This window comes from Chitinophaga filiformis, from assembly GCF_900102545.1.
In the GTDB taxonomy this organism is placed as follows: domain Bacteria; phylum Bacteroidota; class Bacteroidia; order Chitinophagales; family Chitinophagaceae; genus Chitinophaga; species Chitinophaga filiformis.
Map to the genome: position 1 here is coordinate 373645 of NZ_FNBN01000005.1, position 20516 is coordinate 394160.

General features: G+C 45.8%; 17 protein-coding genes and 2 tRNA genes. 9 read left to right on the forward strand and 10 right to left on the reverse strand.

Annotated elements, in window-relative coordinates; all coding sequences use genetic code 11:
• Positions 1 to 25: 25 nt before the first annotated feature.
• Positions 26 to 1906, reverse strand: coding sequence for an Nramp family divalent metal transporter (locus BLR32_RS21670; RefSeq protein WP_089834942.1), 1881 nt, complete (start codon positions 1904 to 1906; stop codon positions 26 to 28).
• A 108-nt stretch (positions 1907 to 2014) separates the two neighbouring features.
• Entirely contained in the window at positions 2015 to 2680 is a 666-nt protein-coding gene (locus tag BLR32_RS21675; protein WP_089834943.1) for a metal-dependent transcriptional regulator, read from the reverse strand.
• A 135-nt stretch (positions 2681 to 2815) separates the two neighbouring features.
• On the opposite strand from BLR32_RS21675, the gene BLR32_RS21680 reads away from it, so the two are divergent.
• The gene (locus tag BLR32_RS21680; RefSeq protein WP_143011543.1) at positions 2816 to 3736 is read left to right on the forward strand and encodes a hypothetical protein; all 921 of its coding nucleotides are present in this window, start codon (positions 2816 to 2818) and stop codon (positions 3734 to 3736) included.
• 53 nt (positions 3737 to 3789) lie between these two features.
• Here the strand turns inward: BLR32_RS21680 and aat are convergent, their stop codons facing one another.
• Positions 3790 to 4407, reverse strand: coding sequence for a leucyl/phenylalanyl-tRNA--protein transferase (gene aat, locus BLR32_RS21685; protein ID WP_245705492.1), 618 nt, complete (start codon positions 4405 to 4407; stop codon positions 3790 to 3792).
• A 26-nt stretch (positions 4408 to 4433) separates the two neighbouring features.
• Positions 4434 to 4742, reverse strand: a complete 309-nt coding sequence (locus tag BLR32_RS21690) for an ATP-dependent Clp protease adaptor ClpS (RefSeq protein ID WP_089834946.1) — start codon at positions 4740 to 4742, stop codon at positions 4434 to 4436.
• Positions 4743 to 4907: 165 nt separating this feature from the next.
• Here BLR32_RS21690 and BLR32_RS21695 point away from each other — a divergent pair, with 165 nt between their 5' ends.
• The 4 genes from BLR32_RS21695 to BLR32_RS21710 all read left to right on the forward strand — a co-directional run bounded on the left by BLR32_RS21695 (position 4908) and on the right by BLR32_RS21710 (position 9946).
• On the forward strand, positions 4908 to 7064 hold the full coding sequence (locus BLR32_RS21695; RefSeq protein ID WP_089834947.1) for a cation:proton antiporter: 2157 nt from the start codon (positions 4908 to 4910) through the stop codon (positions 7062 to 7064).
• A gap of 298 nt (positions 7065 to 7362) precedes the next feature.
• A complete protein-coding gene (locus BLR32_RS21700; protein ID WP_089834948.1) occupies positions 7363 to 8694 on the forward strand; it encodes a glycosyltransferase in 1332 nt (443 codons plus the stop codon).
• A 206-nt stretch (positions 8695 to 8900) separates the two neighbouring features.
• On the forward strand, positions 8901 to 9422 hold the full coding sequence (locus tag BLR32_RS21705; RefSeq protein ID WP_089834949.1) for a hypothetical protein: 522 nt from the start codon (positions 8901 to 8903) through the stop codon (positions 9420 to 9422).
• 17 nt (positions 9423 to 9439) lie between these two features.
• Complete coding sequence (locus tag BLR32_RS21710; RefSeq protein WP_089834950.1) at positions 9440 to 9946, forward strand: helix-turn-helix transcriptional regulator; 507 nt, start codon at positions 9440 to 9442, stop codon at positions 9944 to 9946.
• Between the two features lie 249 nt (positions 9947 to 10195).
• On the opposite strand, the gene BLR32_RS21715 is transcribed toward BLR32_RS21710, so the two are convergent.
• The 5 genes from BLR32_RS21715 to mtaB form a co-directional block, all read right to left on the reverse strand.
• Positions 10196 to 11236, reverse strand: coding sequence for a cellulase family glycosylhydrolase (locus BLR32_RS21715; protein WP_089834951.1), 1041 nt, complete (start codon positions 11234 to 11236; stop codon positions 10196 to 10198).
• A 284-nt stretch (positions 11237 to 11520) separates the two neighbouring features.
• Entirely contained in the window at positions 11521 to 13014 is a 1494-nt protein-coding gene (locus BLR32_RS21720) for a hypothetical protein (protein ID WP_089834952.1), read from the reverse strand.
• A 140-nt stretch (positions 13015 to 13154) separates the two neighbouring features.
• Positions 13155 to 13229 (reverse strand) — tRNA-Val (locus BLR32_RS21725).
• 32 nt (positions 13230 to 13261) lie between these two features.
• Positions 13262 to 13336 (reverse strand) — tRNA-Val (locus BLR32_RS21730).
• 171 nt (positions 13337 to 13507) lie between these two features.
• Positions 13508 to 14785, reverse strand: a complete 1278-nt coding sequence (gene mtaB / locus BLR32_RS21735) for a tRNA (N(6)-L-threonylcarbamoyladenosine(37)-C(2))-methylthiotransferase MtaB (RefSeq protein ID WP_089834953.1) — start codon at positions 14783 to 14785, stop codon at positions 13508 to 13510.
• 110 nt (positions 14786 to 14895) lie between these two features.
• Here mtaB and BLR32_RS21740 point away from each other — a divergent pair, with 110 nt between their 5' ends.
• From BLR32_RS21740 to priA, 3 genes are all read left to right on the forward strand, one after another.
• On the forward strand, positions 14896 to 15351 hold the full coding sequence (locus BLR32_RS21740; RefSeq protein ID WP_089834954.1) for a DUF4258 domain-containing protein: 456 nt from the start codon (positions 14896 to 14898) through the stop codon (positions 15349 to 15351).
• 134 nt (positions 15352 to 15485) lie between these two features.
• On the forward strand, positions 15486 to 16157 hold the full coding sequence (locus BLR32_RS21745; protein ID WP_245705493.1) for a lysophospholipid acyltransferase family protein: 672 nt from the start codon (positions 15486 to 15488) through the stop codon (positions 16155 to 16157).
• Positions 16158 to 16166: 9 nt separating this feature from the next.
• On the forward strand, positions 16167 to 18614 hold the full coding sequence (gene priA, locus BLR32_RS21750; protein ID WP_089834956.1) for a replication restart helicase PriA: 2448 nt from the start codon (positions 16167 to 16169) through the stop codon (positions 18612 to 18614).
• A 123-nt stretch (positions 18615 to 18737) separates the two neighbouring features.
• On the opposite strand, the gene BLR32_RS21755 is transcribed toward priA, so the two are convergent.
• Entirely contained in the window at positions 18738 to 19406 is a 669-nt protein-coding gene (locus BLR32_RS21755; RefSeq protein ID WP_089834957.1) for an NAD(P)H-binding protein, read from the reverse strand.
• A 65-nt stretch (positions 19407 to 19471) separates the two neighbouring features.
• Here BLR32_RS21755 and murB point away from each other — a divergent pair, with 65 nt between their 5' ends.
• Positions 19472 to 20491 (forward strand): UDP-N-acetylmuramate dehydrogenase, encoded by a 1020-nt coding sequence (gene murB, locus BLR32_RS21760; RefSeq protein ID WP_089834958.1) that lies wholly within the window; start codon positions 19472 to 19474, stop codon positions 20489 to 20491.
• Positions 20492 to 20516: the final 25 nt, after the last annotated feature.

Sequence of the window (20516 nt, forward strand, 5' to 3'; positions counted from 1 at the left end):
TGTTATCATCTTTCCCTTTCTTTTTTTATTGTACTACCAATACTGGTATTCGTACTTTATGTCTTACCTGGTTGGTCGTTTCTCCATAGATCCAGTCTTTGATACCGGTATGTCCATGGCCGCCCAGCACCAGGAAATCAGCTCTCTCTTCTTTCACGATCCTTACAATTTCTTCCGCACGATGCCGGTAACCCAACAATCCTTTCGCCCTGATATTTTTTGCATGTAGTAAGGAGATGTACGCCTGCATCTGCTCTTTGTCTTTCCTCGTTTCAAAGTCGTCAGACTCTCCGCCAAGGTATCTCGCAGAGGCGCTTTCAACAACATGTATGAGCAGGTATTCCGTCATCGGATTCCCATGAGCCAATGCATTGGAGATGATCCTTTCATCATCTCTGCTGAAGTCCAGTGCCAGCGCAATGCGGTTGTATACCGGTGGCTGAATATCTCCCAGTGAGAAATCGGGCGTAGTATGAATACGTGCAGATGCTTTCTGCTGATAACGACTGATAAGCGGATATGCTACCGTAATAACGATCAGTGCCAGGAAGCCCAGTCCAGCTGCGATGATCAGTATATCCACCCAGATGTTACCATTGTTGCTGATATACTTTGCCGCTTCTGTATACACCATGCGGGTATTGAGATAAACCAGTACACCAGTGATGATCCAGCTGATGACTTTTACCAGCGGACCTACCGCATAACTACCCATGGTCTTTTTATCGCTCACGAAATGTATGAGGGGAATGATGGCAAAGCCCAGTTGTAAACTTAACAGCACCTGGCTGAATACGAGTAGTTCGCCTACTTTCTCCGGACCGGCAATCAGTATCACAAACAGGGCCGGAATGATGGCCAGCAGTCGTGTAAGCAGGCGGCGCAACCAGGGATTGATACGTAGTCGCAGGTACCCTTCCATGACGATCTGCCCTGCCAGTGTACCTGTAACGGTGGAGCTTTGTCCGGCTGCAATTAGTGCGATAGCAAAGAGGGCAGGGGCCCATTTATTGCCCAGCAGTCCTTCCAGCAGCCGGTGTGCATCCTGTATCTCGGCAATGTCTGTACGACCGGTTTTGAAGAATACCGCTGCCGCCAGTATCAGGATGGCTGCATTCACCAGGAAGGCCAGGTTCAACGCTACAGCACTGTCTATAAAGTTGAGTTTCAGTGCCAGCCGGATACCTTTTTCATCCCGCTGGATCTTGCGGGTCTGTACCAGTGCTGAATGTAGATAAAGGTTGTGCGGCATCACAGTCGCTCCTATGATTCCGATTGCAATATATAAAGCGGCATTATCGGGAATGGTGGGTACAAAACCTGTTACCACTTCACCCATCACAGGTTTGGCCATCACCAGCTCTGCAAGGAAGGAGATGCCTACAATAGCCACCAGGGCAATGATAAAGGCTTCCATCTTTCGGATGCCATAGCGCTGTAATATCAGCAGCAGGAAGGTATCCAGCACGGTGATGCTTACGCCCCATTGCAGGGGCAGTCCTGTCAGCAGTTGTATACCAATGGCCATACCCAGCACTTCTGCCAGGTCTGTGGCTGCAATGGCTATTTCCGCCAGTATGTATAGAATGAAATTAACGCCGGGGGGATAGGTTTCGCGGTTAGCCTGTGCCAGATCTCTGCCGCGTACGATACCGAGACGGGCACTCAGCGATTGCAGCAGCAGGGCCATGAGGTTACTCATTAAGAGCACCCACAGCAGTGTATAACCATATTGGCTGCCGCCCGCGAGGTCAGTAGCCCAGTTGCCGGGGTCCATGTATCCTACGCTGACGAGATATGCAGGACCAAAAAATGCCAGTAGTTTACGCCAGCGGCTCGTGCTGGGAACAGTAGTATCTACACTCTGATGAACTTCGCCTAACGAGGTTGTGTGCTGATGATTCATATGTTAGCTGTTATGCAGTCGCAGACCTCCGCCGGTTGTTCCTTGTACAATGTGTCAGGAGTGACCTGTATGCGTGTTAATGGCCGGATGTATTGTCTGCCGACTGCTTTATATCGGTTTGACCATTATATTTTTTGAGACCTGCTCACTGATGGTAAAGGCAGGCTGATTGCGGATCTTCAGTTCGATAGAGTTGTCAAACTCATACCGTTCTATTACATCTATCTGTGTCCCTAAACGGATGCCTTTGGCATTCAGGAATTCGAGCAGCGCGGTTGATTTGTCAGAAACCGCTACTACTTCCAGTCTTTTCGACTTCGCTTTATGCAGAGGCGTTTGTGCACGGGGCTTGCCCATTTTACCCTGGGCGTCAGGAATAGGATCGCCATGAGGATCTATCTGCGGGTTACCCAGGAACTCGCTGAGACGGTTGGTCATCTTTTCGCTGCGCACATGTTCCAGCTCTTCCGCCAGCTCATGTACCTCTTCCCAGCTGAATAATAATTTATCTACCAGGAAACATTCCCACAGGCGATGCCTGCGGATAATGGATAGCGCCGCTTTTTTTCCTTCGGCAGTCAGGTTGATACCCTGGTATTTTTCGTATTCGATGAGCTTTTTCTCTTTGAGTTTTTTAGCCATGTCGGTAACCGATGCGGGCTTTGTATCCAGTTCGCCGGCTAGTGCGTTGGTCGAAACCGCTTCCTGTCCCTCTTCTTCCAGTTTATAGATCGACTTAATGTAATTCTCCTCAGCAATCGACAAATTCATCATTCCTTAAAATAAAGTTTAGGTAAATCTAAATAAAAGGTGTGAGAATTGCAAATGCAACGGCCAGAGCAGCACCCTTATTTTGATCATATCATTTTTTTCTCTAACTTTTCGGCCGTAATAAACAAGCATATACGCATGAATAAGCTCGTGTTAGCGCTGTTGACTATCGGTTTACTGGCCGGTTGTGGATCAAAAAATAAGCATTCAGGAAAAGCTACTGTTACATTTGAAGATTTCCGTCATTTATTTACACAGGCTAAACTGCCTTACAAACTGACCCCGGAAGCTTTAAAGGAGAAAATAGCTGATTCTGCTGCTATTTCGCCGGAATTAATGAAACAATTCCTGATCGATACGTTGGGTAAATCTGATTTTCCTGAAGGCACAGTCCTCAAATTCTATCCGCTGGCTACTATAGACGGCGCTGCAGTGAATTATTTCATAGTAAAGGCAGTTGGTAAATCAACAAACACTGCTTACGTATGCTTCCTCGATAAGAAAGGTCACTACCTGAACCGCCTGACGGTTGCTAAGGTAGACGATCAGAAAGACCGCCATTATTTCTCTATAGATACCCGTCAGGTGATCAAGATCACTAATGAAAAAGAACTGAGCCCTGGTCATACAGCTACCAGGGAAGATTTCTATGGTGTAGCAGAAGATGGAAAGACGACGCTGATCATGACCAACAGCAGCGGAGAAGCTACTGCGGGCCAGATCTTCAACCCGATCGATACATTGGCAGCTAAACATAAATTATCCGGCGACTACCTTTCCGGCGAAACCAGTATCGTATCTATCCGTGATGGAGAAGATCCGAAATCATTCCTGTTCTTCATTTCCTTCTCAAAAGATAAGACAGGTTGTAAGGGTGAATTGTCCGGAACAGGGCATTTTACAGGCGCTAATAAAGGCGAATACAAAGACAAGGAAACATCCTGCGGTATTGCTTTCCAGTTTGCTTCTGGAAAAGTGAGCATCAGAGAAATAGGAGGATGTGGCGCTTACAGGGGAGTGCGTTGTTTCTTTGAGGGAAGTTATAGTAAGAAGAAGTAAGTACAATCAGTATAAAAATGAACTCCGCTTCGTGTATAATGGGGCGGAGTTTTTTATTGAGACTTTTTGATGATGTTGAGGAATTCTTCACGGGATATCATTCTCGCTCCCAGTGAGGCCAGATGGGCCGTATATACCTGGCAGTCTATCATTTCCAGGCCCTGCGCTGCTGCATATTGTACGAAGGTGATAAAGGCTGCTTTAGAGGCATTGCTGACGCGCGCAAACATCGACTCACCAAAGAAACAGTCGCCGAGCTGTATGCCATAGAAGCCACCCACCAGCTCATCACCCTGCCAGCATTCTATAGAATGGGCATAACCGGCTTCATGCAACGCGGTATATGCGTTTTCCACATCAGCAGTGATCCAGGTGCCATCCTGACCAGGTCGGGGTACCTCTTTACAGCCCCTGATCACTCCCCCGAAGTCTTTGTTGATGGTGAAAGTGAAAATGCCTTTCTTCAGCACTTGTTTCATGCTGGAAGAGATTTGCAGTTCTTCAGGAAATAATACGAATCTTGGATCGGGGCACCACCAGAGGACAGGCGGCTCATTATACCAGGGAAAAATGCCTTCACTATAAGCCAGCAGTAATCTGTCTGGCGACAGGTCACCACCATAGGCAAGCAGTCCATCCGGCTCCGCCAGATCAACAGGTGGGAAAATCAAATCATTGCTGAGTTGGAAAACTGGCATTAGCTTTCAACCGCTTCTTCAAGAGTAGCGCTGATGCCCCTGTCAAGCAGTGCCTCGCACATAGGGCGAAGGCGGGAGAATTCACCCTGTTTTACGGCATATTTGCCATTATGGTGAATGATCATGGCACATTGTTCAGCCTGTTCCGGTGAATGATCACACACTTCAATCAAAGATTGGATCACCCAGTCGAAGGTGTTCACCTCATCATTCCATACAATGAGGCTGAAAGGGAACTGCTCATCCTCAGCCACCAATACATCTTCCCATTCTTTTGTTTGCGTGCCTGTTTGCTTACGCTGGCTCATAATCCGGTAAAAACTTTACACAAAACTACAGCTAATAATCGTTAAATTAAATAGGAAAGTTTTAAACCGGCACAACAGCAATGATTTTGATAATCATGTGTTTAACATAATCGGTAGGCATTGGCTGATAATTATTATTATTGTAGATCATTAGAAGCGTAGGTTATGAATGTATTGAACGGCACTAAATTGTTGATGGATATTAGCTTACCGTTAAAAGATCCAGTTCCGATTTTCTCATTGGTATTGTTTATCATCCTGTTAGCTCCTATTATACTCCGTAAATTCCGAATTCCGAGCATAATAGGGCTGATACTGGCAGGGATGGCAATAGGTGATCATGGATTCAAGATCATTGAGAAGGGGAGTATTGACCTGTTTGGAAAGGCCGGCTTACTCTACATTATGTTCCTTGCCGGCCTGGAGCTGGATATGACTGAGTTCAGGAAGAACCGTAACCGCAGTCTCGTCTTTGGGGCTTTTACATTTTTCATTCCGCTTATCTCAGGATATTTTGTCTGCACTTATCTGTTGCACTTCAATTTTATGGCCACTTTGCTGGTATCCAGCATGTTTGCCACCCATACGCTGGTAGCTTATCCGCTGGCCAGTCGCCTGGGTATTACCAAAAACGAAGCAGTCACCGTTGCAGTAGGAGGTACTATCATTACCGATACAGCCGTACTGGTGATCCTGGCGATCATCACAGGTGCTGCTGCGGGCAACCTGAACACACATTTCTGGGTGCGGCTGTCTGTATCGCTCATCGTGTTTGGCGCCATTATACTCTGGATATTTCCGCTGGTGGGACGCTGGTTCTTCAAAAAGATCAAAGACGACAAAACCTCCCACTTCATCTTCGTGCTGGCGCTGGTATTCCTGGCCGCATTTCTGGCTGAACTGGCAGGCGTAGAAGGTATCATCGGCGCCTTCCTGGCAGGGCTTGCCCTGAACCAGCTGATACCGCATACGTCTCCGCTTATGAACAGGATAGAGTTTACAGGCAATGCCCTGTTCATTCCTTTCTTCCTGATCAGTGTGGGAATGCTGGTAGATCTGCGGGTATTACTAAGAGGCCCGGAAGCGTTAATGATAGCCGGTGTACTCACCGCACTGGCGCTGATCAGCAAGTGGTGTGCAGCCTTCTTTACACAACTTTCATTTGGTTATACACCTACACAGCGTAATGTCATATTCGGATTGAGTGGTTCGCATGCTGCCGCTACGATCGCCGTAATACTGATCGGGTTCAATATGGGTATCATCAACGAGAATGTGTTGAATGGCACGGTGGTACTGATACTCGTTACCTGCCTGGTAAGTTCTTTCGTGACTGAAAGCGCAGGCCGTAAACTGGCTATCGTAGAAGCTGAGCGGAAGCCTGTGATGGAGGAAATGCCTGAAAGATTGCTGGTCCCTATTTCCCGTCAGGGACATATGGAATCACTGCTGGACTTCGCTCTTATGATCAAAGATCCTGATGCCAGTACGCCTATTTATCCGCTGGCAGTAGTACAGGATGATGCAGAGGCAAAACAGAAGGTGGCGCTTACCGGCAAGATCATGGAGGCCGCTGTGATGTATGCGGGAGCTACTGAAAGCAAAGTACAGGCTGTAACACGTATTGACCTGAACGTTTCCGATGGTATTGCACGCGCTGCAAAGGAGCTGATGATTACAGATGTAGTATTGGGCTGGCCGGATAAAACCACTACAACAGAACGTCTCTTCGGCTCTATCTTCGGTACAACGCTCGACAACGTATTACAGAGCGTGTGGGAAAATATGTATGTATGCGATTTCCACTATCCGCTGAATACTACACGCAAACTGGTGCTGGTCATGCCTAAGAATGCTGAATATGAATTAGGTTTCCTTCACTATATACAAAAGATTTTCCTGCTCAGTAAGCAGGTAGGAGCGAGGCTGTTGCTATGTTGTTGTGCCAAAACACAATCCGCTGTAGAAGCCTATCTGCAACAGTTTAAACTGAACATCGAGATCACATTCAAGCAATTCAGCAACATTGAAGAACTGCTGAAGCTTGAAAAGGATATCACTAAAAATGATCTCCTCATGGTGGTAGCTGCCCGTAAAGGCACACTCTCTCATCATCCTTATATGGATGGTATGCCCGGACGCTTAAGCAAGCATTTCCCTGCAAATAACCTGGTACTGATCTATCCTGAGCAGACAGAGATTGACTACATCGAAGCAGGTGTGCAACCGGAAGACCTTACGCTGGCGCCTATTCAGGAACAGCTGGCTAATCTGAATAAACTGGGTAAAGCAGTAAAACGTATCCTCAGAGGGAAGAAATAGTTTACCGCATCCTTTCCACATGAATAAATATCATTCCCTTCATTGAGAGGGATAGGCCCCTCGCATCCCACATCCATCACATCCCGTTGTATAATATACTAAGATCAGGAGTATGATAGTGCCTCCGATCCTGAATTAGGGGATGCCTTTTAACCGGTTTCGGGGATAAGCGCATCGCCGCACCGGTTATACCTTTGCCCCGTACCCATTCCCCGCAAAAACAGAATACGGAATAAGGTATAACTGTCAAGTATATACAATAACAAGACCTCATTAATCAGCAAACAACATTTCAGTAATGACAAAGCACGACCAACAATTGAAAGGCAAAAAAATCCTTTTTGGCACTGTACCTGCCGACGGACATTTTAACCCATTGACCGGACTGGCAAAACATCTACAGGCATCTGGCTGTGATGTACGGTGGTATGCTTCCCCTCTATTTACAAAGAAACTGGAGAAACTGGGTATTCACCATTACCCTTTTGTGAAAGCCCTGGATTTGAACCAGGATAATCTTGGGACTGTACTTCCTCAAAGAGCATTGATCGAAGATCCTGCAGCAAAACTGGACTTTGATATGATAGAGGTCTTCGCTAAAAGAGGTCCCGAGTACTATGAAGATATCAAAGAGATCTATCAGTCTTTTCCTTTTGATATTATGATTGCAGATTCTGTGTTTACTGCCATCCCATTTGTTAAATCCCTGATGAACATTCCTGTACTATCAATCGGCATTGTTCCGCTTGCAGAGAATTCTGTTGATCTTGCACCTTATGGTATGGCACTGCCTCCTGCTACCAATGAAGCTGAAAAAGCAAAATATGCAGAGTTACGCGAGCTGATGACAACAGTTGTGTTCAAAAAGTCAACTGATACTTATGATGATATTTTGAACAGTTATAATATTCCTCACGAGAGGAGCTTCCTGTTTGACCTGCTGATACGTGAAGCTACTTCTTATCTGCAGATAGGAACGCCTTCTTTCGAATACGAACGCAGTGATATAGGAAAGAACGTCCGTTTTGTAGGCGCGTTGATGGCATATTCAGAGCGGCAACAAACGCCATGGTTTGATGAGCGCCTGAAAAAATATAAGAAAGTAGTGCTGCTTACCCAGGGTACTGTGGAGAGAGACATCAATAAACTGATCATTCCGACACTGGAAGCTTTTAAGGGCTCTGATGTGCTGGTGGTGACTGCCACTGCTAATAATCAGACGGCCGCATTACGGGCGCAATATCCGCAGGATAACATTATTGTGGAGGATTATATCCCATTTGATGAGATCATGCCTTATACCAACGTTTATGTAACAAATGGAGGATATGGCGGTACGCTCTTAAGCATTAAACATAAGGTGCCGATGGTGGCTGCGGGTATACATGAAGGAAAGAGTGAAATATGTGCCCGCATAGGCTATTTCAAACTGGGTATTAACCTGGTGACGGATACGCCTACATCTGAGCAGGTAAAAGATGCAGTGAACAAGGTATTGGCCGATGGCAGTTATAAGGAACATGTTGTAAGGCTGGCCGATGAAATAAATACCTACAATGCAATAGAAACAAGTGCCGGTTATGTTGCCCAGCTGATACAGGTGCATGCCGCCAGTGCAGTTGCGCAGTAAGACAGCTTGTAGCCATAAATGAAAATAAATAAGCCACAGATCACTGGTATCTGTGGCTTATTCTATTGTTTGCCATACTGCTTTTTATTTGGTGCCCAGAATCTCCCACAAGATCAGATATTTTTAAAATTGGTACAATTTGTACCAAATGGGATTTTTATGTATCTTTGGAGTAACACCGAAACATCGAGCTAAACGCAAGAAAATTGAAAGTAAAAATTCTTGAGGTTAAATCTGGCAGTGCAATCGAGGCGCTGATCAGAAAAGGTACAATTAAGGAGATGCCATCCATGCATGACGGCTGGCAATTCAATTTTGATAAAGAGCTTAAAAAACTGAAAAATGCTACAGGTTATCTTCTGGTTACAGACGAAGTTCCGCTTGTTATTGAAGGATGCATGATATTCCAGCTAATTGACAAAAGGGAACCATATTTATCTATGATCGAAGTAGCGCCTCACAACCGGAATGAGGAAAAGAAGCATGATTGGGTTGCTGGTTGTCTTATCGCTTATGCTTTCATGCTGAGTGTTCGGCTTGGTCAGGACGAGTATAAGGCGTACTTGCAACTTGATGTGCTGGAAGAGCATGAAGAAAATGAGAAAAAATTAATGAAAGTGTATTCGAAAAGGTACAATGCGAAACGAATCGGTACAACAACCACAATGGTTATTGCAGATGAAGATGGCGAAAAGCTTGTAGAAAAATACCTGAAAGGAACAGAATAAATTCAAAAATTTGTGCAATGGAAAAGAAAAGAAGAACCCGCCAACAGCTAGATGTCACCCTTGGGCCAAAAGATGGTCTGGCAAGAAGCGCCAAGCATAAAGCAGTTGTTGCCGCTGCTGCCAAAGAACATAATGCAAACCGAAGTGTTGCGCGATTGATCAGGAATGAAATGTTAGCCATCCGTTATCAAATGGAGTCCTACATTTCAGACCAAACGATTACTGCAAATGAATTGCGATCTATTAAAGATTTTGCCAATGATTTCCTACGTATTTTGAATTTGAAGAAGGGAGATTTTGCTTATTATATCGAAATTGATCTTGCCAACTTAAATAAATACTATAAAGAAGATAGAAAATTCAACCCGGAGCTGGCTTTAAAATTTGGGCATTTCTTTCATACGCCTGCTGATTTATGGCTTAGGGTTCAATTTAAAAATGAAATGTTAAAGTTTGAGCAGGAGACAAGGCTGGAAAAGAAATACCAGAAATACGATTACGAAAAAGTCTTACAGATTGCATAAAAATTCATGGCATTCTGCCTGTCACATATGTTCTCTTGCACTAAAATAATAGTTTCATTGGCGCCTCTTCCGAATGGAAGGCGCCATTTTGATTTTATAGCGACCGATACTCAATGAGTTTGAGACAATTCGCTGCAATCAACCCCTTTAGGGCTAGCCTTGTTTCTAGCCCGGTGAAACCCCGGTATGATGGCAAAAAAAGAAGAAAGCCGTCTCAAAAAGTAATTGAGACGGCTTCTATTCAACCATTTATAACCCCCAACCGTAACGCAACCTGAAAACGCCGGAGGAGCTCACTGTAGAAATAGTAATATTGGTACCACTGCCTCCACGCTTCAACAGGCTATAGGAATCGTTGTCGCGCAAGCCTGGCCAGTAAACGCTTGCAATTTTATCGTTCCTGCAAACGTCGCTGGTTGAAACGATATAGGCAATTTCATTATCAGATTGTGGACCATTCTGGTAATCTTTACCTGAATTCATAGTGGCGCCGAATTCAGTTATGACCGTGCGGCTTCCATAACTGCCTATACGGTTCCTCCAGTCAGTCCTCCAGTCAGCGGCACTGTGGGTAGCCCAGTATGCATAGTTATGAAGTCCCAGCAAACAACTGCTAAACCGGCTATCAGCACCGACACCGGTAACATTTTCAGAATAGCCCTGACCATCCAGTATGATCCTGCCTTTTGGAACATTAGGGTAATTTGAAAGGAACTGTGCATATATAGCAGTCAGTTGACTCAATGTGTAACCATGTGGCTCATTAAACGGCTCAAAGTATACATTACTGTTACCCTGGTATTTATTTACAATGGTAGTCCACATATTCCAGAAGTCGGTAGTGTTATCAATTATACCATCCTTAGAAGAGGCGCTTTCCCAGCATGCGATAATAACTTTCCAACCTTTACTGGTGGCTTTATCAATAGCCGCCGTATAACTTCCCCACCAACTTTCGGCTACAGAAGGCGGATTAACCGGAATGCGTATAGTGTTTACTCCGTTCACTGCGCTCGAAAAGCCGTTAAGAATAGCATCTGTTTTGGCAGCTACCGTACTATAGTTATCACTGGCTGTTAAACCGGAGGGGATCACCCAGCCATCTACAAAATTGTCTCTTCCATCGGCCCAGTTTAATCCGGAAATACTTGCTGCGCCTACAGATTCAGTGGATGCCACGAGGGTATTGGCGTCGTCGGAGGGTTCAACTATCTGATTATTGGTTTTAGTGCAGCTACCCAAAATCAGGATACAACCTGAGATGTACAGGACGTTCATTAATTTTTTCATAACAAGTGGTTTTAACGTTAATATTTGAAATTACAGGGTATTCCGGAGTAGGAAGGGGGGCGATTTCTTAAAAAAGAGGGGGGAAAATAACAAAATGAATATGATCTGCCTGTGAAATGGAGCTGTTATAAACCAGCCGGGCTATCTCAATAAAAAAGGTGCACAGAAATGTGAACCTTTAGCCATCTTTTTCAAAAAGATCAATTCAATTACTGAAAATACAAAACCCGCTACAGGAGCGGGTTTTAAAGTTTCATGGAGTCCACTTGTGTCTGTATAGGAACTTAACTCAATAAATTCGGGGGTGGCAAGCGGGCATTTGAATATCCAGCAACCTCTCCTACAGTTTCATCAATTCCTTTGGGGGTTTGTTCTGTTTTGATCACTTCTATATGAAAGATAGGCAGCATTACAACAAACTGTACGACAGTAAAAGCGCCTGTAAGCCACATAGTCGCATTGCTGCGAGTAAAAGGTGATGCTGAGTCAAAGTAATTTTCGCCCTTCAGGGCTGTCACTGCCAATATGCCAGAGTAAACCAGCATGGCCATCCAGCCCGTACCCAGGAAGAAATAATAACCCCTGACTGAAACGCAATATATTACCAGTATGATTGAATCAATTAGCCACATTATCCAGGATGAGTAGAGCACGTCGAAGCCTTCCCCGATCCACATACCTATGAAATTAAATAACAGCATCAAGAACATGATGCTGCCTGCCTTCTGTCCCAGCTGAGCTTCGTAATAAAAGAAACGGGTCCTTTCTTCCACCTCAGGAATGGCTTTGGCAAACAGCACTACGAAGGGAAAGACCAGCATGCCCACTATGGGGAGGTTGACGATCCAGTATAACCAGGAGATCTTTATCTGGTTGCTGCTAAAGTATTCTAACAGAAATTTTCGGTAATACAGGGTTACGGCCACCAGAAAAGTCAGTGCGCCTGCCATGCCCAGGATCATTAAGAGCAAGGAATGGCCATTAAAAAGCTGCTGCTGGTATTTCTGGGATAAAATTACTGCCGGGTAGGAGAATAAACCAACTATCAGCAGGTTGATAAGAAAACGCAAAGCGTAGAAAATACTTAGAGCGGCCGGCTTGGTATAATGGGTGGAAAGATCGATGCGAAATAATTGCTTCCAGCTCCTTTTGTTTATGGCAGCCATATAACATGTTGCATAAAGTATGTACGTACCACATTGTATAGCCGGGTGAGCGACATACATCAGTACATTCAAAGAGCGATAAGTATTTTCGCCTGTAGGTACGCTGAACAGGTCATTTAATCGAATATAGCGAAACAATACATTATAGGGTGAACGGTCGAGGTAAGCACTGCCATAAAACAGCAATGATGTAATGGCAGCGAATACCCACACAGGCCAGAAGTACCGGAGGCTCTGTTTTTTGAAACAGATGAAAGCGAATACAAGTGCTGGTAAAAATTCGGAATTAAAGAACAATGCATGCAGGTTGGTCAATACCACTGATCCCTCCAGGATATGATGCTTGTTCAGGAAGAAATCGGTAAAATAAATAATCAGCGAAACGCCAAAAGCGAGGGTTGCAGGTTTTACTGTGCGAAAAGCCAGCCCCATGGCAGCCCATAAAACTGCATTTTTTATAAGGAAGACCAGGAATTGCAGCCCGTCGAATCGGGTAGCTTCTGCATTAAAGTCGTAATACAGATTGTGGTACATCTGAATACCCGCAGAGACCAGGGCAGTCAGGAAAACAAGGGGTAATACTTTTAACCAGGAAAAACGGATTTCAGTCATAGAATAGGATTAGGTCGGAGAAGCACAGCGAATGGCTTAACAATACAAATAATAATCTTTTAATAATTCCATAAAACCAGCAGGGTAGGTTTTATTCAAAAAACAAAAAAGCGAATGATCAGATTGACCATTCGCTTTAGTGGGAGTTGACGGATTCGAACCATCGACCCTCTGCTTGTAAGGCAGATGCTCTGAACCAGCTGAGCTAAACTCCCTTGAAGAAAAAAATCAGTGAAAATTTAAAGAGTGGGAGTTGACGGATTCGAACCATCGACCCTCTGCTTGTAAGGCAGATGCTCTGAACCAGCTGAGCTAAACTCCCTCTTTTTTTCTTCGTTACCGTCAGGCCTTTCGTCTGATGGGATTGCAAAGGTATAAACTATTTTTATTCTACCAAATTTTTTTGAGAAGATTTTAAAAAAAAGTAAACGCCTTCTCAATTTGTATTGCTCTCAAATGCTTTGCTGTGCAGTGTTTGAGACGATCCGATTTATTATTTCAACTCCCAATCTATCAGCTGATTTGTCCATTCAAGACGATAAGGTGTTGTCACTTTGATGTAGTTATCCGTATATCCTTCCATCATACCATCCTTGCCATGTTTCTCAAACAGCACCTTCCTTGTTTCACCAACATGCTGTTCATTGAAATACTGTTGTTTCTTATGGCTCAGGTTACGCAGCATCTTATTGCGTTCATTCCTTACGTGCACAGGTATCACCGGTGTAATATCAAGCGCAGCGGTATTAGCGCGTTCGGAATAGGTGAATACGTGCAGGTAGCTGATGTCGAGTGAATGGAGGAAATCATACGTTTCCTGGAAGTGTGCATCAGATTCTGCCGGGAAGCCTACTATCACATCTACGCCAATGGCGCAATGCGGCATAAACTGTTTGATAAGAGCAACCTTTTCTGCATACAGTTCACGGCGATAACGGCGACGCATCAGACCCAGTATCTCGTTACTGCCGCTCTGCAGGGGAATATGGAAATGCGGCATGAACTTTTTGCTGTTAGCCACAAATTCAATGATCTCATTGCTCAGCAGGTTAGGCTCTATGGAAGAGATGCGGTAACGCTCTATACCTTCCACCTTATCCAGTTCCTGTATCAGTTCAAAGAAGGTTTCTTCTCTTTTCTTACCGCCTTCCAGGCCCTTGCCAAAGTCGCCCAGGTTAATACCGGTCAGCACGATCTCTTTCACACCACTGGTGGCCAGGGAATGGGCATGCTGTACTACACTGGCCACACTATCGCTACGGCTTTTACCGCGCGCCATAGGAATGGTACAGAAAGCACAGGTATAATCACAGCCATCCTGCACCTTCAGGAAGGTACGGGTACGGTCGTTCAGTGAGTAAGAAGCATGGAAGGTATTCACGTCTTCGATATCGCAGGAGCAGATCTTTGCGCTATCGCCTTTAGTGAGTGTTTTCAGATGGTCTACGATATTGAACTTCTCTGCGGCCCCCAATACCAGGTCAACTCCTTCAATTTCAGCGATTTCCTTTGGTTTCAGCTGGGCATAACAGCCGGTGATGACGATCATGCTTTCAGGAGCCCTCCGCTGGATACGGCGTACCAGGTGGCGGCACTCCTTATCCGCATTGTCGGTAACAGAGCAGGTATTGATCACATATACATCGGCCTGTTCCTCAAAATCCGTTTTCACAAATCCATCCTGTTCCAGCAGCCTGCTCAGGGAGGAGGTTTCTGAAAAGTTCAGCTTACAGCCGAGGGTATGAAATGCTACTTTTTTACCTGTTGTCATAAGGACGGCAAAGGTACCACCTTTTTTTTTATACTGGTTATATTGCCAAAATTGTATAGATTGCCGCCCGGCAGAGCAAATGCTGAAATATTTCGTAACAGAGCGTAACCATGAAATCTAAGGGCAAGTATGTACCTATGTTGTTATTAGCGCTATTGTTGTGGCTGGCCTGGCAGCAACAATGGTGGAAAGGGCCTCAGCGGTCTCCGCGTGTGTCTTCTTCCGGTAACACAACTATCGCCAGGGCAAACCACAGAAATACTAATACTACTGGCAGCGGCCCGGCAATTCTCAACCGGCATGCTCCCCTAAAATATACCCGTCACGCCAGATGCCGGATGGCCTGCCGCCATGTTACCGAAGCTGAGGTAGTCGAAATCCTGGAAAACGGACGTGTAAATACAGAGAAATCCAATCCCCACGACGAACCATGCCCCACCTATGCGCTGGAAGGCTATTCAGAAGAAGGACAGCACCTCCGCGTGGTCTTCGCTCCCTGTGAAGATACTACCAGCGTAGTTACCTGTATTGACCTCGACAAGGACTGGTCTTGCAGCTGTAATTAGGTATTTCCGTCAGTAAGCAGTAATTTTCCGGCTTGGATCCGACAAATAAAGAGACTGGCATTATTATGAAGTTACTGCTCAAGCCTTTACATCTGGTATATATCATATACGCTGTAATTGTTTTTCTTGCTATCATGTTCCTAATCCTTCCACCCATTTTTGTGGCTTCTTTCTTTGGAAGGGTAAAAGGAGGGAACATCATCTTCTATTTCCTTCGCTTCTGGTCTCATACATGGTTTCCTGCAGTTGGTATAAGGGTAAAAAGAATTTATAAACATGACAGAAAGGATAAAACGCCTTACCTGTATGTGGTGAATCACCGTTCCTATCTCGATGCCGCACTGGCCGTACAGGTCATGCGCCTGCCTTTCCGTCCGCTGGGAAAGATAGAAATGAAAAAGATCCCGTTCTTCGGATTTATCTATAAACAATCTGTTGTACTGGTAGACCGCAAGGACGCCAAAGCCCGATCGCGTAGCGTAAGAGAGATGATAGCTGTTCTGAAGGAAGGTGTCTCTATCCTTATCTTTCCTGAAGGTACAACCAATCATACAGATCAACCGCTGCAACCGTTCCATAACGGTGCTTTCCGTATAGCCATTGAAACGCAGACACCCATTCAGCCGGTCCTGTACCTCGATAACGGAGACCGCCTCCATGCCAAAGGATTCAACCTGAATCCCGGCCGCTGCAGAGTGGTATATCTGCCTCCCGTACCTGTTGCCGGACTGACAATGGACGACCTGCCAACCCTGAAACAACAGGTGTTTGACATTATGGAACGGGAATTGAAGGCTAGTGTATAACTATTTCAAATGAAGTTTGCCGACGTCATACTGCCATTGGCCCTGCCAAAGAATTATACTTACTCGGTGCCTCCTCATATGGAGGAAACCCTGAAGGTAGGCAGCCGTGTGGCCGTACAACTGGGCAAACAGAAGAAATATGCCGGTATTGTAAAGGCGATCCATGAACAGGCTCCTGCCGACTACAAGACCAAACCACTACTGGATATGCTGGATAAAGATCCGGTAGTATATCCCACACAACTGTCATTCTGGCAATGGCTGTCTTCCTACTACATGTGTAGCGAGGGAGAAGTACTGAATGCCGCCTTACCCGCTCACCTCAAGCTTTCCAGCGAAACACTGCTCCTGTTCAACGATGCCTACGGCGATGATTTCACTGCCCTGGATGATGATGAATATATGGTTGCAGAGGCACTGCACATACGAAAAGAACTGAGAATAGAAGAGGTACAGCTGATCCTCGACAAGGCAGATGTATATTCTACTATCAAGAAGCTGATAGAAAAGAAAGTATTGCTGGTGTATGAAGAGCTGAAAGAGGTCTATAAGGAGAAGAAGGAAAACTATGTGCAGCTGCACGCGCAATACGAAGATGAAGAACTACTGGCGCCGCTCTTCAACGAACTATCCCGGGCTCCCAAGCAGATGGAACTACTGCTGGCTTACCTGCACCTGGTAAAAACACAAGGCAGTGTACTGCAGAGTGAGCTGCTGAAAAAATCGGGTGCTACCACCGCGCAGCTGAAAGGACTGGTGGACAAAAACGTGGTGTGGATTGAACAGCGGGTGGTGGATCGTGTGCCCGGCAACGGTAAAGCAGAAGTGCAGATTGACTTTGAACTCAGCCCTGCGCAGGAGAAAGCCCTGGCGGAAGTACGTAACAGCTTTGCTGCCAGACCAGTGACTTTATTGCATGGCGTTACTTCCAGCGGTAAAACACAATTGTATGTGAAACTGATCGAGGAGTATGTAGCCGGCGGCAAACAGGTATTATATCTTCTGCCGGAAATAGCGCTGACTGCGCAGATCGTCCGCCGCCTGCAGAAACATTTTGGTAAGAAGATCGGGATCTATCACTCCCGTTTTAATAACAACGAAAGAGTAGAGATCTGGAACAAGGTAAAGACCGGCGAACTGCAAATATTGCTGGGCGCACGTTCCAGCTTATTGCTACCTTTCCGCGACCTCGGTATGATCATCCTGGATGAGGAACATGATACTTCCTACAAACAACAGGATCCTGCTCCCCGTTATCACGCCAGGGATGCAGCTATCTATTATGCCGGATTATTCAGCGCAAAGGTATTACTGGGTTCTGCTACACCTTCACTGGAGTCTTATTTCAATGCACAGCAGGGGAAGTATGGACTGGTAGAACTGATGGAGCGTTTCGGCGGACTGGAAATGCCGGAAATAGAAATTGTGGATGTAAAGAAGGAACGTGCAGAAAAGAATATGCAGGAGAACTTCACGCCACAACTCAATGCAGCTATCAATACCAGTATGGCTGCCGAGAAACAGGTGATCCTCTTCCAGAACAGGCGTGGATATGCGCCTTTCCTCATGTGTACCACCTGCGGCTGGATACCCAATTGCAAGAACTGTGATGTTTCCCTGACTTATCACCGTAACCAGGATAAACTGCATTGTCACTATTGTGGTACCCGTTATCCTTATCCGCAGACCTGCGCGGCCTGTGGTAGTCAGACGCTCATTCCCAAGAGCTTTGGTACAGAGAAGATAGAAGACGATCTGCAGCAGCTGTTCCCGAAAGCACGCATTGCCCGTATGGATATGGATGCGGTGCGTAACAAGGATAGTCATAACAAGATGATCCAGCTGCTGGAACAGCGGGGCATAGATATCCTGGTAGGTACGCAGATGGTAGTGAAAGGACTGGACTTTGAGAATGTGAACCTGGTAGGCATATTGAGTGCAGATAGTTTACTGAGCTTCCCCGACTTCCGCGTAAATGAAAGGGCTTTCCAGCTGATGGAACAGGTGAGTGGCCGTGCCGGCAGAAAACATGGAAAGGGGAAAGTGATCATACAGGCCAGCAATACACGGCATCCTATATTGCATTATGTGACTACGCACGACTATAAAGCGATGTATGCTGCGGAAATAGCAGAACGGGAACGTTTTGGTTATCCGCCTTTTTACAGGCTTTTGAAGATTACCCTCAAACATAAGAATCAGCAGACCGTAGAACAGGCAGCACAGGTATTGGGCAACTGGTTACGCCCTCATATCGGGCCAAGATTGGTAGGACCAGCCGTACCATTGGTAGGACGTGTGCGTAATAATTACCTGCAGGAAATGTTGATCAAGCTACCCCGCGATACAAAAGTCATTGCCAATACCAAACGGCTGTTGCAGGAGCATTTTATCAAACTGCTGGCAGAGAAGCAGTTCCGTTCGGTGATTATCGTTCCGGATGTCGATTGTACCTGACCTTTACATACACTGAAGCTGTCAGTTCCTTGACAGCGTTGTTATTGTACATGATCCATCGTTCTGAGTATTCAGTCTCTTAGCAGTTTCAATCATCCTCCCGGCCTGGATTGTACCTGATCCTTATCTTCCCTGCATGGCCAGTTCCTTAATCGCATCATATTCGTAAACATGCGTGCCGTCAGGCGCCTTCTTTGCTACGTTGAGCATAGCACGGGCAACATTGGCAGCCTTCACAGGACGGTATTTCCGCCAGCGTCCCTGCCATAGAAAATAGAATACCATCGCGAGCACTATTCCCAGCCATTCTTTCAGGCGGAATACTTTACGTATGCCAATCAGTATGGAGGGACGGAAGATATGCAATGAAGGGAAGCCCAGCTTTTCCACTGCATGTTCTACTTCTCCCTTGGTACGCAGGTAGAAGTTGCGGGCATGGGCGTTCGCACCGATGGCGGAGATCAGCTGGAACTGCTGTATACCATGCCTGCGGGCCAGGGTAGCACAGCGTACAGGTATTTGGAAATCCACTTCGCGGAACCTTTCTTTAGTGCCTGCCTGGCGGATGGTAGTGCCGATACAGCAAAAGAGCACATCGCCCTGTAATGCCTCGGAAAAACCCTCCTCATCATTGAAATCAACCAGTACGATCTCCAGGCCAGGCCGCTGTTTGAAGGAAGGATTGCGCAGCAGTACCTTTACCTTACTGAAGTTAGGGTCATGCAACAGCAAAGTGACCAGGGTAGTGCCTGTAAGTCCGGTAGCGCCTATTACAACAGCAGTTTGAGGCATGGTTTTATTATATTTGTCAGTTGTAGAATGCTGCAAGAGCAGCTTTATACTAAATTTACGATCATATGCGCATATCCGAAAATGTTTCGCTCAGGTCTTATAATTCGTTTGGCATTGGTGGCCAGGCCCGTTTCTTCGCGTCTTTTACATCCACAGATGAGTTGAAGCGACTCCTGGAAAATCCACCTTTACCGGAGCTGCCCCATATGATCCTGGGAGGTGGTAGCAACATCCTCTTCGTCCACAATTTTTTTGAAGGTATCCTCTTAAAGAATGAAGTAAAAGGCATTGAAGTAGTACGTGAAGATGACGAGTACGTATATGTGAAAGCGGGAGCAGGAGAGAACTGGCATCGCTTTGTGATGGATTGCATCGAGCATAACCGTGCAGGACTGGAAAACCTGTCGCTCATACCTGGTAATGTAGGCGCCAGTCCTATGCAGAATATCGGTGCCTATGGTGTGGAAATCAAGGATTGTTTCCATGAGCTGGAAGCTTATCATCTAAAGGACCATGCACTCGTTACCTTCAATAACGCAGATTGTGAGTTCGGATATCGTGAAAGTGTGTTTAAGCGCAAGTACAAAGGACAGTTTGCTATTATTTCTGTGACCTACCGTTTATCCAAACATCCGAAGTTCAATACTACCTATGGCGCTATCGAAGAAGAGCTGAAACACATGGGTGTGCATGAGCTGAGTATAAAAGCCATCAGTCAGGCAGTGATCAATATTCGTAGCTCTAAACTGCCTAATCCCGCAGAGATAGGCAATGCTGGTAGCTTTTTCAAGAACCCGACAGTAGATGCAGCGAAGTATGCTGCATTGAAGGAGGCATTCCCCAATATAGTAGCCTATCCTGTCGCGAACGGAGATTATAAACTGGCAGCAGGCTGGATGATAGAACAGTGTGGATGGAAGGGTTTCAGGGAAGGGGATGCGGGTGTGCATGCCCGTCAGGCCCTGGTGCTGGTGAATTACGGCAATGCTACCGGCGATGAGATCTATCGTTTATCACAGCGGGTGCTGGACAGCGTGCAGGAGAAATTCGGTGTGGAACTGGAAAGAGAAGTGAATATTGTCTGACAGGTTCAGGCGTAAAATACTATGG

Excerpts from the sequence above, each read along its gene's own strand:
- BLR32_RS21670 (WP_089834942.1), bottom strand. The coding sequence starts at position 1,906 with ATGAATCATCAGCACACAACCTCGTTAGGCGAAGTTCATCAGAGTGTA.
- BLR32_RS21675 (WP_089834943.1), bottom strand. The coding sequence starts at position 2,680 with ATGATGAATTTGTCGATTGCTGAGGAGAATTACATTAAGTCGATCTAT.
- BLR32_RS21680 (WP_143011543.1), top strand. The coding sequence starts at position 2,816 with ATGAATAAGCTCGTGTTAGCGCTGTTGACTATCGGTTTACTGGCCGGT.
- BLR32_RS21690 (WP_089834946.1), bottom strand. The coding sequence starts at position 4,742 with ATGAGCCAGCGTAAGCAAACAGGCACGCAAACAAAAGAATGGGAAGAT.
- BLR32_RS21695 (WP_089834947.1), top strand. The coding sequence starts at position 4,908 with ATGAATGTATTGAACGGCACTAAATTGTTGATGGATATTAGCTTACCG.
- BLR32_RS21700 (WP_089834948.1), top strand. The coding sequence starts at position 7,363 with ATGACAAAGCACGACCAACAATTGAAAGGCAAAAAAATCCTTTTTGGC.
- BLR32_RS21710 (WP_089834950.1), top strand. The coding sequence starts at position 9,440 with ATGGAAAAGAAAAGAAGAACCCGCCAACAGCTAGATGTCACCCTTGGG.
- BLR32_RS21715 (WP_089834951.1), bottom strand. The coding sequence starts at position 11,236 with ATGAAAAAATTAATGAACGTCCTGTACATCTCAGGTTGTATCCTGATT.
- BLR32_RS21720 (WP_089834952.1), bottom strand. The coding sequence starts at position 13,014 with ATGACTGAAATCCGTTTTTCCTGGTTAAAAGTATTACCCCTTGTTTTC.
- mtaB (WP_089834953.1), bottom strand. The coding sequence starts at position 14,785 with ATGACAACAGGTAAAAAAGTAGCATTTCATACCCTCGGCTGTAAGCTG.
- BLR32_RS21740 (WP_089834954.1), top strand. The coding sequence starts at position 14,896 with ATGAAATCTAAGGGCAAGTATGTACCTATGTTGTTATTAGCGCTATTG.
- BLR32_RS21745 (WP_245705493.1), top strand. The coding sequence starts at position 15,486 with ATGTTCCTAATCCTTCCACCCATTTTTGTGGCTTCTTTCTTTGGAAGG.
- priA (WP_089834956.1), top strand. The coding sequence starts at position 16,167 with ATGAAGTTTGCCGACGTCATACTGCCATTGGCCCTGCCAAAGAATTAT.
- BLR32_RS21755 (WP_089834957.1), bottom strand. The coding sequence starts at position 19,406 with ATGCCTCAAACTGCTGTTGTAATAGGCGCTACCGGACTTACAGGCACT.
- murB (WP_089834958.1), top strand. The coding sequence starts at position 19,472 with ATGCGCATATCCGAAAATGTTTCGCTCAGGTCTTATAATTCGTTTGGC.